Genomic DNA, 14771 nt, shown 5'->3' with positions numbered 1-14771 from the left:
CCGCGCACGGGCGAGGACGGGACAGGCGAGGCGGTCTCCGTGGCCTACAGCGCCCAGGACTCGCCGTCCGGGCTGTCGAGCCATGCGCGCTGCGCCTTCTCGCTGACGGTCAGCCCGAAGCGCTCCGGATGCGGTCGCCCGTGGTCGTGCCACCAGCGGGCCGCTTCGGCATAGTCGTGTGCCAGAGTCATGTCGCCTTCGACGGTGGTCTTGTATCCCTCGCCGAATCCGATGGACGCGTACGCGCCTTCGCGTTCCAGCCACAGCACGCGTTCCTCGTCGCCGCCACCGCTGAGCCGGTACGTGACTCCCGGCAGCAGCAAGCCCATGGCGAACCCGCCGAACGGCTCCAAGGGAGCCTCGATCTCGTCCCACCGCACAGGAAGATCGGCAGCGACCGTGTCCCCGGTGTCGGGCCAGTCACCCCACGATTCCAGGCGTTGTGAACGCGCTTTCATGAACGAGACTTCGGCGCCGATCCGCCCGATGCCCACGCCGTCGGTCACGCGGAGGGCGACGACTCTGTCGCGTTCCCCGCTGAGGGCTGTCCCCCACGGCAGCATGACAACCCCGGCTGGGCATTGCCGCAGCCAGGCGGTAGGGATACGACGTATGCCACACGTGACGTGGATGCGATCGTAGGGAGCGCCCTTCTCCCACCCGTCAAGTCCGTCGCCGCACACGGCGGTGACGTCGATCCCGGCTGCTTCAAGTCGTGCCTGCGCGGATGCCGCCAGGCCGGGGTCGACTTCCACGGTCACAACTCGCCCGTTCACGCCGACACGGTCACGCAAGAGTGCGGCAGTGACTCCTGTACCGGTGCCGATTTCGAGAACGCGCTGCCCTTGCCGCACATCGGTGGCGTCGAGCATGAGTTTGACCAGCGACGGCAGAGATGCGGAACACGTCGGCACCCCGCCCGTGTCCTCGCTTGCCCCGTCATCCCACTGGGTGACGAGGACACAGTCGGCATCTGCTGCCTCCTGCCAGGCTCGTGGGTTCTCACGTCGATCGAGGCGGACGTGACCGCTGCCGGTGGCCCGCCACACGACGTCGGGAAGGAAGGGGGCACGGCTTCTCCCGAGCAGCGCTGGTGCGTTGACCGAATCCCCCATCAACCGACCGTCCCCGTGCCGTTGCATCGCCCACACGACTTTCGCTCGACTCTCCCGTCCTGGCTGACGTCTTTGTAGCCCTTGCCGTCACACAGTGCGCACTTGACGGGCTTCCTACGTTTCCCGGTCATGTTTCCTCCTTCGTGGTTGTGTGTCACCGTGCGCCCCCGGCTGCGCACCGCGGCGGTCACTCGTCGTCCTGAACGCGCAGTTCGGCCCAGACCTCTTTGGCCCGTGGACGCCTGCCCGAGCCGTGCAGGTCGTAGCCCCAACGGTCGGAGACCGCGTCGATGAGGAGCAGGCCACGGCCCGACTCGTCATCGCCACTCGCCCGCCTGACAACCGGATGGCGCGACGGTTCTTGGTCCACGAGCCCGATACGGACGCGTGTCGGGCTCGGCCGCCCGACGATCAGGCGGATCTCGTCGCACGGGGCGTGCCTGACAGCATTCGCGATCAGCTCTGTGACGATCAGCTCAGCACGATCGGCAAGGACATCAAGGCGCCATACGCGGAGAACGTCCCGGACGAGGTTTCGGCCGATCTCGGCCGTGGACGGCTCGCACGAATAAGTCTGGCTGTAGGCAGGGTGGCCGACGGAAGCAGACTCAACTGGCGTACTGGGACTCGTCATTGAGGTAGAGCCTTCGTGTCGTCTCGGTGCCCGACCGAACCCTCGGGGGGACTTCAGGTGCGGACCGGGCCGTCAACAGCCGTGCGCACCGGGGGCGTGCGGGCGGCCAGCGCCAAGACAACTCCCTTTTTTGACAAGGTGATTAGGGCAATCAGGCGCTTATCCGCGACAAAGACCCAGGGCGATTTGACCTTCCTTTTACCTGGAAGGTGAAGGTCGTGAGAGCTACCGTGCCTGGATGGACACCAAGCGCAACACCGTGCTTGAGGTGTGGATGGCCGAGCACGGCTACAGCTCCAACAGCCTTGCCAACGCTCTGAACAAGGCTTTGGAGCAACTGACCGGGCGGACCGGCGGCTTCGACGGCTCATCGGTCCGGTCCTGGAAAGCAGGCCGCGTCACGTGGCCCAAATCGGCTACCCGCAAGGCACTTGAGAACGTCACCGGCCTGCCTGCCGTCGCTTTAGGGTTCGTGCCGCGAGGCCAGCCCCGGTCCGCCCCGGTTCCACCGCACCTTGAGGACCCCGACATGAAGCGCCGTACCCTCGTCGGCGGCATCGCCGCGACAGCCGCCGCAGCGGCAGTCGCTCCCGGCACCGCATCACCTCGCCGGATCGGTATGAGCGACGTCGACCGTCTCCAAAAGCGCTTTGCCGAAATCGTCGTCACCGACCACCGCTACGGCGGACAACCCGGCATCGAGCAGCGCGCCGCAGCGTTCGCCGACGAGGCGTTGAGCCTCCAGAATGTGGGCAGCGCCACCGAGCGTGTACGTAGCAGCCTCTACGCCGCCGCAGCAGCCTTCCGCTCTTCGGCGATGTGGGCCGCCATCGACGGGCGCCGCTACGACGCCGCCAAGACGCACATGCGGGAGGCCCAGGCCCTTGCCGAGATGTCCGGCAACCAGGCGATCAAGTTCCGGGTCTGGAGCCACGCGGGCACGATGTACCGGCACCTCGGCCGACCTGCGGACGCCCTCGCCGCGAACGATGTCGCCCGCGACCTGCACATCACGCGCCGTGATCCGCTGTTCGCCTGCCTAGGACATGCCCGCCAAGCCGCCACCCTCGGCCTTGCCGGCGACACCGCTGCCGTACAACGCACCCTCGGTTGCGCCGAAGACGCACTCGATCGCGCCGACAGGGATCTGGCTCGTCCGGTGTGGATGACCGCGGCCAGCGATGGAGCAGAGCTCGAAACACTCGCTTTGTCTGCGCACCTTCGTCTCGGAAACTTCGCACAAGCCGAAACGCATGCTCATCGGAGTCTGACCCTGCTCCGCCCACAGATGCAGCGTGACCGTGCCATCAACACCGCTCGGCTCGCACACGCCCAGCTTGCGCAGGGCGCCGTCGACGCCGCCGTGGCCACCGCGATGAGGGTCCCCGCCGACGCTGCTACTCAGCACGCGCGGGTGACACGATCGTTGCAAGGGTTCGGCGCAGCACTGCGCGTCGCCGCTCATGGCAGCACCATCGTCGAGACCTGGACTGAGCACATCGCCACGTGGAGGACCACCGCATAACCACGGCGCCCGCCATCGACCTGCGCACGTCCAAGCCCTTGACGCCGTCCACAGCGATCTCTTCGACGTGTACGCCGACGCGTGCGCCCGGCTGCTCCGCCTGCCGAACTACGCGGTCACCACGTTCGGCGAGCGCCCGGACCGGCACGGCGAGGAGCCGGGGTTCGTGGCCGTCCTCGCCTACGCAGACGGACATCCGGTCGGTTACGCCTACGGCAACACCATTGAGCACGGCGACCGGTACTGGCAGCGCACCAGCCCGCCGCTGAGGGCGAAGTACACCGAGCGTCCAGCCGTGGCCCTGAAGGAGGGCGGCGTCCGGCTGGGGTGGCGGAAGACCGGCACCGCCCGCTGTATCCATGACGCCCTCCTCGCCACCCGCGACAAGCCGTTCGTCACGCTCATGGTCAACCCGGCCGCCGGGGACGGAAAGGTCCATGCGCTCTACAGGTCGTGGGGATACGAGGACATCGGGCAGAGCCGGCCGTCACCAGACTCGCCCGTGCTCACCGTGATGATCCGCGCCGTCCGCTGACCGGTGCCCCGACTGAGCCTTCAGGCGCGATACGCGTCAAGGCCACGGGCGCGGGCCGAGCGGCGGGGGCGCGACGCGTCGAGAAGGGGCGGGACGTGCAAGCGGGTGTCAATGCGCCCTGTCCTCCGTCTTGCGACCGAACGTCAGGCGGAGGCCCTCCATCTTTCGACAGAGGCGAGCGACAATCTCGTCGGGTAGCGTCCGCGGAATGTTCGCTCGGCTGCGTCGGAGGTTGCGGGGGAAACCGCTGCTCACCGAATGTCTGCTGTGGGTGACGACGACGCTGGCGGCGCTTTCGGTGAATCGGCCGGAGCCGTTTTTCACCGGGAAACTCGGCGCGCACTTGGGCGTGGTCGCGGTGGCGGGTGCGGTGTCCGTCCGTTTTCCGGCCGTCGCAGCGGCGATCGGCGTCGGGCTGGCGCAGCGCGATGGCCGTTATTACGCCTTGGTCGCCCTCGTGGCGTTCCTGTGCGGGCTGCGGACCGGCAGCATGCGGCAGCTCGCGGGGGCGCCGGCCCTGACCGTCCCGGCGGTGTTCGTCGCCGGGGTCGGCACGGACTTGCGCCCGGTCAGCGCGCTGGTGGCCGAGTTGGTCGCCTCCGCGGTGGTCCCTTGGCTGCTTGGGCGCAACTGGCGGCAGCGTCGTGAACTCGCCGCTGCGGGCTGGGACCGTGCCCGGCATCTGGAGCGTGAGCGGGAAATGCTCGGGGAGCAGGCTCGCTCGCGAGAGCGCGCTCGGATCGCGCAGGACATGCACGATTCGCTCGGGCACGATCTGAGCCTGCTCGCGTTGCGCGCGGCGGCGTTGGAGGTCGATCCCGGCCTGGGGGAGACGCAGCGTACGAAGGCCGCCGAACTGCGGGTGGGTGCGGCCGAGGCCAGCGACCGGCTGCACGAGATCATCGGCGTCCTGCGCAGTGACACGGACCGCGCGCCGACCGATCCGGTGCACGAACCGCTCGATGTGCTCGTGGCGCGGTCGCGGGCGTCCGGGCTGACGGTGGAGCTGACGGAGACCGGCGCGTCCGAGCCGGTATCGGGCGCGGTGGCCCTGGCGGTGCATCGGGTGGTCCGCGAGGCCCTGACCAATGCCGCGAAACACGCCCCGGGCGCGCGGGTCACCGTCTCGGTGGCGCACACAGGTCGGTCGACCAATGTCAGCGTGACGAACGGACCGCCGTCCGCAGATGCCGTCCCGGGCCCCGCCGGACGCGCAAACGCCATTGCCCCGGGCAGTCGCAGCGGTCTGATCAGCCTGCGGGAACGGGTGCGCCTGGCCGGCGGAACGTTCGCCGCCGGGCCGCGCGGGGGCGGCTTCACAGTGACTGCCCACTTCCCGCACCCGGCTGCCGCCCCGCTCTCGCCGGGAGAGAAACTCGCTTCATGACGCAGCCCGCCGACCCCGCGCTTCTCATCGCGCACGACGCCGCACGTGGCGACGACCCCGGCGACAGCCCGGCAGCGTGCCCGAGGCCGCGTCCGGTCCGGTGATCGACGTCGTGCCCTGGAGTGCTGCCGGAGAGGACCCGCATCCCGTGACTCCGTCCGCCCCTGTCCGTGTCCTGCTGGCCGACGACGAACCCCTCATCCGTGCCGGTGTGCGCGCGATCCTCGCGGGCGACCCCGGCATCGAGGTCGTCGCCGAAGCCGGTGACGGTGCCGAGGCGGTCGAGCTCGCGCGGCGCCACCGGCCCGATGTCGCGCTGCTGGACATCCGAATGCCGCGCGTGGACGGCCTCGCGGCCGGTGCCGAGATCCGGCGGCTGCTGCCCGCAGTCGCGGTCGTGATCCTGACGACGTTCGGCGAGGACGAGTACATCGCGAAGGCGATCGACGGCGGCGCGACCGGTTTTCTGCTCAAGTCGGGTGACCCGCGTGAACTGACCACCGGGATCCGGGCCGCCGCCGAAGGGGCCGCGTATCTCTCGCCCCGCATCGCCCGGCGCGTCATCGACACGATGGGCCGCACGGTCCGCACGTCCCGGGCTGCCGAGCGGGTCGCGGTGCTGACGCCGCGCGAGCGGGAGGTGCTGGCGCTGATCGGCGAAGGCATCTCGAACGCCGACATCGCGCGGCGCCTGAACCTGGTGGAGGGAACCGTGAAGACCCACGTCTCCGCGATTCTGACGCGGCTGGCGGTCCGCAACCGCGTGCAGGCCGCGATCCTCGCGTACGAGGCGGGCATCGTGGGGTGAGGCGGTACAAGGCCCGGAAATCCTGCGGCGCGCGCGGGATTCCCGGGCCCGGGCACGGTTCAGACGTCGCGGCGGCGCAGCGCCGCCCAGCCCGCGAGTTGCGCCGCCAGCGCCCACGCCGCGAGCACCGCGAACGCGACCGGGCGGCTGTACGGCGGATCCGGCCAGCCGAGCAGGCTGAGCCCCGCGCGGCCGGGCAGGACATCCGACCAGCCGGTCGAGAACATCATCGGCATCGCCAGCAGCACCGCGATCACCGTGCTCAGGGTGGCCACCGAGCTGCGCAGCAGCGCACCGAGGCCGAGGGTGAACACGGCCGCGAGCCAGAAGTACGCCGTGACGCAGGCGATATCGGCGGCCACCGCCCGCTGCTCGCCGTACGTGCCGAGCGAGGCATCGCCGATCGCGACCCCGGCCATGGCGAGGACCAGCGCGAGAGGGAGGACGACTGCGGTCACCGCCGCCGTCTTGGCGAACAGCACGCGTCCGCGGCGTGGATCCGCGGCCAGGGTGCCGCGCATCGCGCCGGTGGCGAACTCGCCGGTCACCGTGAGCATCGCGACGGCGATCAGGCCGAACTGCGCGAGCAGGGCGGCGTTCGCGGCGGGTTCGCCGATGCGCATGGTCGTGCCGTCGTTCGTCTGGCCGTTCTCGACGTCGCTCGCGAAGTCGGCGCCCATGATTGCGGTGCAGGCGCCCATCAGGACGACGGCGGCTCCGAGTGACCACCAAGTCGACCGGACGGTCCACAGCTTGATCCACTCGGAGGCGAGGGTGCCACGCAGCGCGGTCATGCGGCACCTCCGAACTGCACAGCGTCGGCAGTGAGTTCCATGTACGCCTGCTCCAAGGACGCCGGTGCCGGGCTGAGTTCGTACAACAGGACGCCGAGGCGGTGGGCGGTGCGCCCGACGTCCTCGATGCCGAGGCCGGAGACGGAAAGTCCGGGATCGCCTCCGGGGACCGCGGCGTCGGTCGGCCGTACCGCCGCGCCCAGCCGCGTCAACTCATCGGCGAGAGGCGCGAGTTCAGGACCGCGTACCAGCACGGCTGCCGCCGGGGCGCCGGCCAGGACCTCGGTGAGCGGCGCGTCGGCGATCAGGCGCCCGCGTCCGATGACGACCAAGTGGTCGGCGGTGAGCTGCATTTCGCTCATCAGGTGGCTGGAAACGAAGACCGTCCGGCCTTCCGCGGCCAGGGACCGGATGAAGCCTCGCACCCACAGGACGCCGTCCGGGTCGAGGCCGTTGACCGGCTCGTCGAAGATCAGGATCGCGGGGTCGCCGAGCAACGCGGCGGCGATGCCGAGCCGTTGGCCCATGCCGAGGGAGAACGTCCCGGCCCGCCGCCGTGCGACGTCGGTGAGGCCGACTTTCCCGAGGACTTCGTCGACGCGCCTGACCGGGATGTCGTGCGTGCGTGCCAGCGCGCGCAGATGGTTGCGGGCCGACCGCCCGGGGTGCAGGGCCTTCGCGTCCAGCAGCGCGCCGACCTCACGCAGCGGGTGCCGCAGTTCGCAGTACGCCCGGCCGCCGACCAGCGCACGGCCGGACGTCGGGTGGTCGAGCCCGAGCACCATGCGCATGGTGGTGGATTTCCCGGCGCCGTTGGGCCCCAGGAACCCGGTCACGCGGCCGGGGCGGACCACCAGGTCGAGGCCGTCGACCGCGGTGGTGGCCCCGTAGCGTTTGGTGAGGCATTCGAGAGTGATCATGCCTCGACGCTACGAACGCGCGCGGCGGACGCCATCGGCCGAAGGTCAGGCTGGATCTCCGACTTTGGACAGAGCCCGCCCGGGGGCGGTCAGGCCTGCCCGTTGTCCGTCGCGGCGCCGTTGCGCGGAGCGATGTGCTCCAGCACGTCGAGCGGCACGTGGTTGGCCCAGCCCGACTCCGGCCAGTTGAACCAGCCGGCCGAGGCGAAGGTGCCGCCGTCGGGGTGGAGGGTCGTGCCGGTGATGTACGCCGACAGCCCGGACGCGAGGAAGACCACGGAGTTCGAGATGTCGGTGACCTTGCCGGCCCGTCCCAGCGGAATGGCCACGCGCACACCTTCCGGCGTGTCCATCGCGCTGTCCCCGGTCGAGAGTTTCTTGAGATTGGGGGTCGGGGCGTAGTCCGGGGCCACGTTGTTGACGCGGATGCCTTCCGGGGCGAGCTCGATGGCGAGGGTCCGGGCGAAGTGCGCCACGGCCGCCTTGGCGGCCGAGTAGACGGCGAAACCTGGGGCCGCGCGGTGTGCCTCGACGGTCGTCAGGTTGACGATGCTGCCGCCCCTCCCGCCGGCCCGCATGCGCGGGATCGCGAGGGAGCAGGCGTGCAGCACGTGGGTCAGGTTGGTGCGGATCAGCGCGTCCCAGCCCTTGGCCCGGGTGTCGGTGAACGGCGCCCGGAAGGTCCCGCCGACGCAGTTGACCAGCGTGTCGAGGCGGCTCCACGCGGCGTCGACCTCGGTGAACAGCGCCTCCAGCGCGTCGGGGTCGCGGGCGTCGCCCTGTCGCACGATCGCGTCGCGGCCGCGTTCGGCGAGTTCCGCGCGCACCCGGTCGACCGCCTCCGGGTCGATGTCGATCACCGCGACGCGCACGCCGTTGGCGGCCAGGTCGTACGCGACGGCCTCCCCGAGGCCGCCCGCCCCACCGGTGATCACGGCGACGGTGCCGTCCAGCCCGCCGCGTTCCTCGAACCAACCCACTGCCGCTGCCTCCGTCGCGCCGCACGCGGCCCCTGGGGCCGCGTGGTCGTCGTCATGTGTCGTCGTCACGGATGGGGCGGCACACCGACCGAGTGTCGCCGTACCGCCTGCCCGTCACGTCAGGTAGGTGGCTCCGAAGGCCTCGATCCACTCCAGCGTGGCCGCGCGCTCGCGCGTACGGCTCGACACCACGATCCACGTGACGCCGGCCTTCTCCAGCTCCGCGAAGGCCTCGCGGTGGCGGTCGGGGTCGACGGTCGGCTGGAGGATTCCGCTGTCCTGGTAGGAGTACAGGACGTCGATCCGCTCGGTGCGTCCCGCGGCGGCGGCCGCCTCACGCAACTCGGCGATGTGGCCGCCGATTTCGGACTGGTCGCCCAGCGTGGGCGTGCGCGCGGTGTTGCTGAGCTGCGCGCCGCCGGACATCGGCATCCAGCCCTGCGCCCGCTGGGCGACGCGGCGGCGGCTCAGCTTGGAGTTGCCGCCGATCCAGATCGGGATGGGGTTCTGCACCGGGCGCGGGCGGGCGATGACGTCGCGCGCGCTGAAGTGCAGGCCCTGGTAGCTGAACGGCTCACCGCTCCAGTGCAGCGGCAGGACGTCCAAGACCTCGTCGAACAGCGCGTTGCGCTCCTCCATGTCGACGCCGAGGGCGAAGAACTCGCTCTTCTGGTAGCCGGTGCCGAGCCCGAGGATCATGCGGCCGCCCGACAGCTTGTCCAGCGTCGCCGCGGCCTTGGCGAGGATGAACGGGTTCCGGTAGGGCGCGACGGACAGGTAGGTGAGCAGCCGCAGCCGCTCGGTCACGGCCGCGGCGTAGCCGAGCGTGACGAACGGGTCGACCGTCTGGTGCCCTCCGGAGGCCAGCCACTTCGCGCCGGGCACCGGGTGCTCGCTGAACGACAGGCCGTCGAAGCCGCTGCGCTCCAGCGTGACCGCCACCTCGTCGGGGGCGCCCGCGTCGAGAACGTCGCCTTCGTACCCGGCCGTCTCCGGGTAGTGGAAGATGAATTGCATCGTCACTGTGTTGCGTCCTCCCCAGCGCGCTCACCTGCGGAGCAGCGCTTGACCGACGACTCGTCCCACTTTCGGCGCGGGTGCCCGGCCACGTCTGGAGAACGACCCATGTTCGCAGCCTACTCAGCGCCGAGCGGGATACAAGAGGCACCCTCTCATTTCTGAAAACCCAATTCTCCTGCGCTGCCCGGCAGCGCCGGGGACACCCGCACACCACTGGAACGAAGATCCGATACAGCGATACCGCATGTATTCGGCGGATTGAAGAGTGACGACAGCCACCCGTGCACCGGGTTTCCCGCGCCGCCGGGCGTTGCGACCAGGCACGTCGGTGGCGTTCAGGGCCCGACTGCGGCAGCCGCCGTCGCGGCGAGTTCGGTCAGCGTGCCGGAGAAGTCCGGCAGGAGGTGGACGGCGACGGCCCACGCGTCGGGGGAGTCGCCGAGGATGCGCCGCAGTTCCGCGCCCGCCTCGGCGAGACGCGCGCCGAAATCTGGGCCCCCGCCGTATCCGCTGTCGGCCAGCAGCCCTGCCGCCGCGGCGGCAGGGACCGCGTCACGCAGGATCTCCTCGGCGGTCAGACGTTGCCGCAGCACGCTTTCGAGCGCCCACCCCAGGTCGGCGACGGAGAACTCCTCGACGACCACCGGCAGAAGCTCCCGGGGGCAGTCGGAGCGCACCGCCAGGCACTCCAGCGCTTCGCCGTTGATCGGCTTGGCCGCGTGGCGGCGCAGTACGGCGTCCCAAGGGATCGCCCCGATCTCCTCCACGACACGGTCCGCCCGCTCGCCTACCACCGCACCGCCCCTGCCGATCAGATAGGCCGCGACCGCGTCCGGTGACGCCTCTCGGTCAGCCGCTTCGCGCAGGAGCCGGAGGCCGTCGGGCGAGGCGAGGGCGTCGCACGCGACGCGGTGGGTCTCGGGCGGAAGCGGATGCTTGTCCGTGCGCCTTGTCGGGAACGCCGGCTCGGTGAGCAGGTCCTCGACCGCTCTGGGCCCGTGGCGCTCCCAGAGCCGGACGAGCAGCCGCAACCGGGCGGCCTCGGTGTAGACCTTGGCCCGGCCCAACAGGATGCGCAGCAGGCGGGGGTCACCCGAGTCGACGCACAGGAGCAACCATGGGCGCACGACACCGATCTCGTGTTTCGCGAAATGCAGCATGAGGTCGTCCGCGACCGGCACGTCGCCGGTGCGGCCGGTGTCGGCACCGGCGGTCGCGTACGGCCGACCCGCCAGGATGCGGCGGCGCTCGTCGTCGGAGATCGTGGCGTACCGGAACAGCATCGCGTTGACGTCGGGATCGTCCAGGCCGAGCAGAAAGCCCAGGTCGTCGGGTGCGGGACGGGCCGCCGCCCACCACACGGCCGCCTGCGGACCGTGTGCAGCGACAACCGCGTCGCGGTCGGACGGCCTCACTCGGGAGTGCCGCAGCACGTCCTGCACGGCTCGCGGATCGAGATGCGGAGCCAACGCGGCGACGGCACCCTCCGGAGCCGCCGACAACAGCACCGCCAGCGCCGCGCGCGCTCCCTGCGGGAGCCGGGCGGGAATCTCCGCTTCGGTCCGGCGCGGCCACTTCGGCTCCGGATGCCGGCGGGCGTACGCGACCGCTCCCTGGACGAGGGCCTCACACGGTCCCCGGAACCGCGGCAACTGGGCGTATACCCGGATCCACGCCGCCGCATCGGTGCCCAGCGGAGCGACCAACTCGGCCAGCGCCTCACGTATTTCGCCGGTCCATTCGGCTTCCACGCCGATCGCTTCAAGGACTTCCAGTGCGGTCCCGGTCTCGCCCAGCAGCCGCCGGACAGGGAACCAGCCGTTTTCCAGGCCGCGCCGGATGACGGACGAGCGGTTCGCGGCGGCGTACCGGTCCGGTTTGCTGCGTATCTCCAAGGCCTCCCACGGCAGCCGACAGCGCTGCGGAAGGACGCCGGGGCGCCGGTGGTGAAGGTCGGCGAGCAAATCCCACGGGCAGTCGTCCCGATTGGCGTATTCGATGAGGAATTCGTCGGGAAGCGCCCGGAGTCGGTGGGCGGCCGTGACACCGGTCCAGTCGACGGGCGCCGTCGCCGCGTCGTGCGACGCGCTGCGCAGGGTCAGGAACAGGCTTGCCGGCGTGGTCTGTTCGCGGTCTCCCAGGGCTTCGGTGAGCACCGCCTCCGGATCCGGCACCGACGCCGCCCCGCGCAGCAGCCCGGCCAGTTCGGTGCGGAAGTCCTCGCGCTCCGCCGGGATTTCCGCGACGGTGTCCGCGGTCTTGCGCAGCCACGCAGCGCCGCCGTCACGCACCGCGGCCCGGCAGGCGCGAACCCAGTCGGCGAACACGAGGTGCGGTGCCAGGCGTTCGAAGGCCAGACTGACCAGTTCCGCGAAGGGTGCGGCCAGCAGCGGCACGAAGTCGCCTGCGGTGGTGCCTTGTTCGTTCGGCAGCCGGTCCAGAAGCAGCGGCACGAGGCCGTCCGGATTCCGCCATCCGGGATCGCCCGGGGAGGTGACCGCGCCGAAGATCGCGGCGAGCGCGGTGTCACGCGGTGTGGCTCCCGCGACGACGGGACGCCGTCCCTGCGTGGCGACGGTCCGGTACAGCCCTGCGGCGACTTCGGGATCCGCGCTCCGGGCGAGCCTGTCGATCACGCGCCGACCGAGCGCGTCGGCGCGTGCCGGCAGTGCCGATTCGGCCAAGGCCAGGTCGAGGTCCCGGTCGTCGCGGGCGCACAGAAAGCGCACGACGTCCTCGGTCGCGGGCAGACTGCCGCGCCGCAGCGCTTCGATCGTCTCGGTGCGCAGCCGGTCGTACAGCGCGGGAAACTGCGCGGGGTCGGCGAACCAGTAGGCGAATCCGGGTGCGGAATCCATCACGCAACCTTAGGTGTGGGGTCCGCCACCCGCGCGAACGCGACGGCCGGGGTGACGCAAGGCGGACATACACGAAGCCGTGGCGGCGAGCCGGAACGCCGGGAGGAGGAGAGCCTTGTCGCAGCTCTCCTCCTCCCGGCGTCCTCCCGGCGTCCTGCGTCACGACGCCGTTGCGCCGCGGTTCACTCCGTCCGCCACGCCGCCGCGCGCATGCGGGCCGCCCATGTCGCCGGAAGCATCGCACCGAGCACGGCCAGGACCGCGCCGGACGCCGCGAGGGCCGCGTACGCCGGCGTGCTGTACACCTCGACCATCGCATCCGGCAGCCGCAGGTCAGCGGCCCCCGCCATGACCGGGGCGACGGCGTGGTGCAGTGCCACGCCCAACGGGATGCCGACCGCGCCGCCGACGAGACCCACGCCGGCCACCGAGGTGACCACCATGGCCAGCGTCTGACGCGGCGTCATACCGAGGGATTTCAGGACGCCGATCGTCTGCGCCCGCTCGCGGGTGTCCAACGCGACGGTGTTGAGCACCCCCAGCGCGGCGACGACCCCGAGCAGGAGGGTCAGAAGCCCGATCAGGCCGAGCAGGATGGCGATCGTGCTGTGGCTGTCGTCACGCGACAGCACGGAGCCGAACCCGGCCGCGAACGCCGTGCTCTCCGAGATCCGCGCCGCGTACGCGGCGATGCCGGTCCCCTCCGTGAGCTGGACCTCGTACTGCTCGACCGGCAGATCGGGGCGCAGCGAGGCCAGGGTGGCCCGGTCGACGTAGACGGTGTCTTCCTCGTTGTCGAACACCTCCCCGACGATGCGCACCGCGGTGCGCCGTCCGTCCGATTCGAGCGTGATCTCGTCGCCGACCTCAAGCGCCGAGGACCGCAGGAACACGGTCGGCACGACGACTTCGCCGATCCCGGAGAACCAGCGGCCCTCGACCACCGGGTAGCCGAGCCACGACGAGTCGGTGTCGTACGCCGTCACCTCGACCGGTTTCGTCCGACCTGGCACGTTGACCGGCAGATGCGTGACCGACGTGAACCGCGCGGTGCCCGCGTCGGCCCGCAGCGCCATCGCCACAGCCGCCGGGTCAGCCGACGGACGTCCCTCCCCCGGCCGGGCGGACGGGACGGGCGGCAGGGGCGGCGGCCCGGCCTGGTCCGGTGGCCCCTGCGGCATCGCGAGATCCACGGTGACCTGCGCGGATCCGCTCCGCGACAGTCCTTCCTCGGCACGGTCCAAGGTCCCCCGCAGGCCGTACGCGAAGGTCACCGCCGTCGTCCCCAGCACCAGCGCGGCCAGCGTCATCGCGGTGCGGCCCGGCCGCGCGAACGAGCTTGCGAGGCCGAGGCCCACCGCGCGCGGCAGCCGGGTGCGGGCGAGGAATCGGTGGGCCCGGAAACCCCGTCCGCTGCGCGGCGCCCGGCCGACGGCGATCGCCTGGACGGCCGGAATCCGCGCGGCACGCAGTGCCGGGACCAGCGCGGCGACACAGACCACCACGGCCAGGCCGAGAGGCACCGCCGCGTCCACCCACCAGGGGATCGCGGCGACTTCGGGCACCGCGTACGAGTCCGCGGTGTCCGCGAGCAGCGGGATCGACAGCAGGTGCCCGACGACGGTGCCGGCCGCGGCGCCGATGAGCGCGGGCAGCAGAACCTGGCCGACATACGCGGCACTCACCTGCGCCGGCGTGAACCCGAGCGTCTTGAGCACTCCGATGCCGCGGTATCCGGCGACCACCGCGCCGCTGACGACGTTGCCGACGATCAGCACCGACATGACGACGCCGAGCACGCTGAACGCGGTCACGAACGGCACGACGAGGGAGGCGACGCCTGCGGCTTCGTGCCGCGCCCGGAGATACGACGTCGAACCGAGCACCGCGCCGTCCGGCAGCCCCGCGCGAGCCGAGGCGACACCGTCGGCCACCGCCGCGTCGTCGACCGCGTCGGCGAACCGGTAGAGGACCTGGAACGTCGGTGCGGTGCCGGCCGGTTGCAGCGCGGCGACCTGTTCGGGCACCGTCCACGCCGCAGCGGTGTCGGTGATCGACGACGCCACGCCGACGACGGTCAATTCCACGTCCCCGAAACGGATTCGGTCGCCGACGCCGGCACTCCACAGGGGCCCCTTCCCGGCCGTCACCACCTCGCCGGGTGCGCGCACCCACCGCCCCGATTCGAGGGGGAG

At 71.1% G+C, this 14771-nt stretch carries 11 protein-coding genes and 1 pseudogene; 4 read left to right on the top strand and 8 right to left on the bottom strand.

The annotated features are described in order from the left end of the window. Nucleotides 1–44: 44 nt before the first annotated feature. Together ACRX5W_RS25550 and ACRX5W_RS25545 are read right to left on the bottom strand one after the other, a co-directional pair. A complete protein-coding gene (locus ACRX5W_RS25550) occupies nucleotides 45–1115 on the bottom strand; it encodes a methyltransferase domain-containing protein (RefSeq protein ID WP_436790643.1) in 1071 nt (356 codons plus the stop codon). Between the two features lie 187 nt (nucleotides 1116–1302). Continuing rightward, nucleotides 1303–1749 carry an ATP-binding protein gene (locus tag ACRX5W_RS25545; protein WP_436790642.1) on the bottom strand — a complete coding sequence of 149 codons (447 nt, stop codon included), beginning with the start codon at nucleotides 1747–1749 and terminating at the stop codon, nucleotides 1303–1305. Nucleotides 1750–1987: 238 nt separating this feature from the next. On the opposite strand from ACRX5W_RS25545, the gene ACRX5W_RS25540 reads away from it, so the two are divergent. The 4 genes and pseudogenes from ACRX5W_RS25540 (at nucleotide 1988) to ACRX5W_RS25525 (ending at nucleotide 6004) form a co-directional block, all read left to right on the top strand. Continuing rightward, nucleotides 1988–3274 carry an XRE family transcriptional regulator gene (locus ACRX5W_RS25540; protein WP_436790641.1) on the top strand — a complete coding sequence of 429 codons (1287 nt, stop codon included), beginning with the start codon at nucleotides 1988–1990 and terminating at the stop codon, nucleotides 3272–3274. Then, nucleotides 3271–3809 (top strand): annotated as a pseudogene (locus ACRX5W_RS25535) (GNAT family N-acetyltransferase). The gene ACRX5W_RS25540 and the pseudogene ACRX5W_RS25535 overlap by 4 nt, the downstream one beginning before the upstream one ends. Before the next feature lie 208 nt (nucleotides 3810–4017). Then, nucleotides 4018–5196: a sensor histidine kinase gene (locus tag ACRX5W_RS25530; protein ID WP_436790640.1), complete on the top strand. Its 1179-nt coding sequence runs from the start codon at nucleotides 4018–4020 to the stop codon at nucleotides 5194–5196. Nucleotides 5197–5344: 148 nt separating this feature from the next. Then, a complete protein-coding gene (locus tag ACRX5W_RS25525) occupies nucleotides 5345–6004 on the top strand; it encodes a response regulator (RefSeq protein WP_436790639.1) in 660 nt (219 codons plus the stop codon). A 59-nt stretch (nucleotides 6005–6063) separates the two neighbouring features. Here the strand turns inward: ACRX5W_RS25525 and ACRX5W_RS25520 are convergent, their stop codons facing one another. The 6 genes from ACRX5W_RS25520 to ACRX5W_RS25495 form a co-directional block, all read right to left on the bottom strand. Further along, on the bottom strand, nucleotides 6064–6798 hold the full coding sequence (locus tag ACRX5W_RS25520; protein WP_436790638.1) for a hypothetical protein: 735 nt from the start codon (nucleotides 6796–6798) through the stop codon (nucleotides 6064–6066). Next, nucleotides 6795–7718, bottom strand: a complete 924-nt coding sequence (locus ACRX5W_RS25515) for an ABC transporter ATP-binding protein (protein ID WP_436790637.1) — start codon at nucleotides 7716–7718, stop codon at nucleotides 6795–6797. The genes ACRX5W_RS25520 and ACRX5W_RS25515 overlap by 4 nt, the downstream gene beginning before the upstream one ends. 89 nt (nucleotides 7719–7807) lie before the next feature. After that, nucleotides 7808–8698 carry an SDR family NAD(P)-dependent oxidoreductase gene (locus ACRX5W_RS25510; RefSeq protein ID WP_436790636.1) on the bottom strand — a complete coding sequence of 297 codons (891 nt, stop codon included), beginning with the start codon at nucleotides 8696–8698 and terminating at the stop codon, nucleotides 7808–7810. Between the two features lie 114 nt (nucleotides 8699–8812). Next, nucleotides 8813–9715 (bottom strand): LLM class F420-dependent oxidoreductase, encoded by a 903-nt coding sequence (locus tag ACRX5W_RS25505; RefSeq protein ID WP_436790687.1) that lies wholly within the window; start codon nucleotides 9713–9715, stop codon nucleotides 8813–8815. 338 nt (nucleotides 9716–10053) lie between these two features. After that, the gene (locus ACRX5W_RS25500; protein WP_436790635.1) at nucleotides 10054–12576 is read right to left on the bottom strand and encodes a hypothetical protein; all 2523 of its coding nucleotides are present in this window, start codon (nucleotides 12574–12576) and stop codon (nucleotides 10054–10056) included. Nucleotides 12577–12758: 182 nt separating this feature from the next. Further along, nucleotides 12759–14771 (bottom strand): FtsX-like permease family protein (locus tag ACRX5W_RS25495; RefSeq protein WP_436790634.1); only part of this gene is annotated, 2013 nt, incomplete at its 5' end.

Source organism: Yinghuangia sp. YIM S10712, from assembly GCF_051388935.1.
GTDB lineage: Bacteria > Actinomycetota > Actinomycetes > Streptomycetales > Streptomycetaceae > Yinghuangia.
This window is presented reverse-complemented; position numbering and strand designations above follow the sequence as displayed.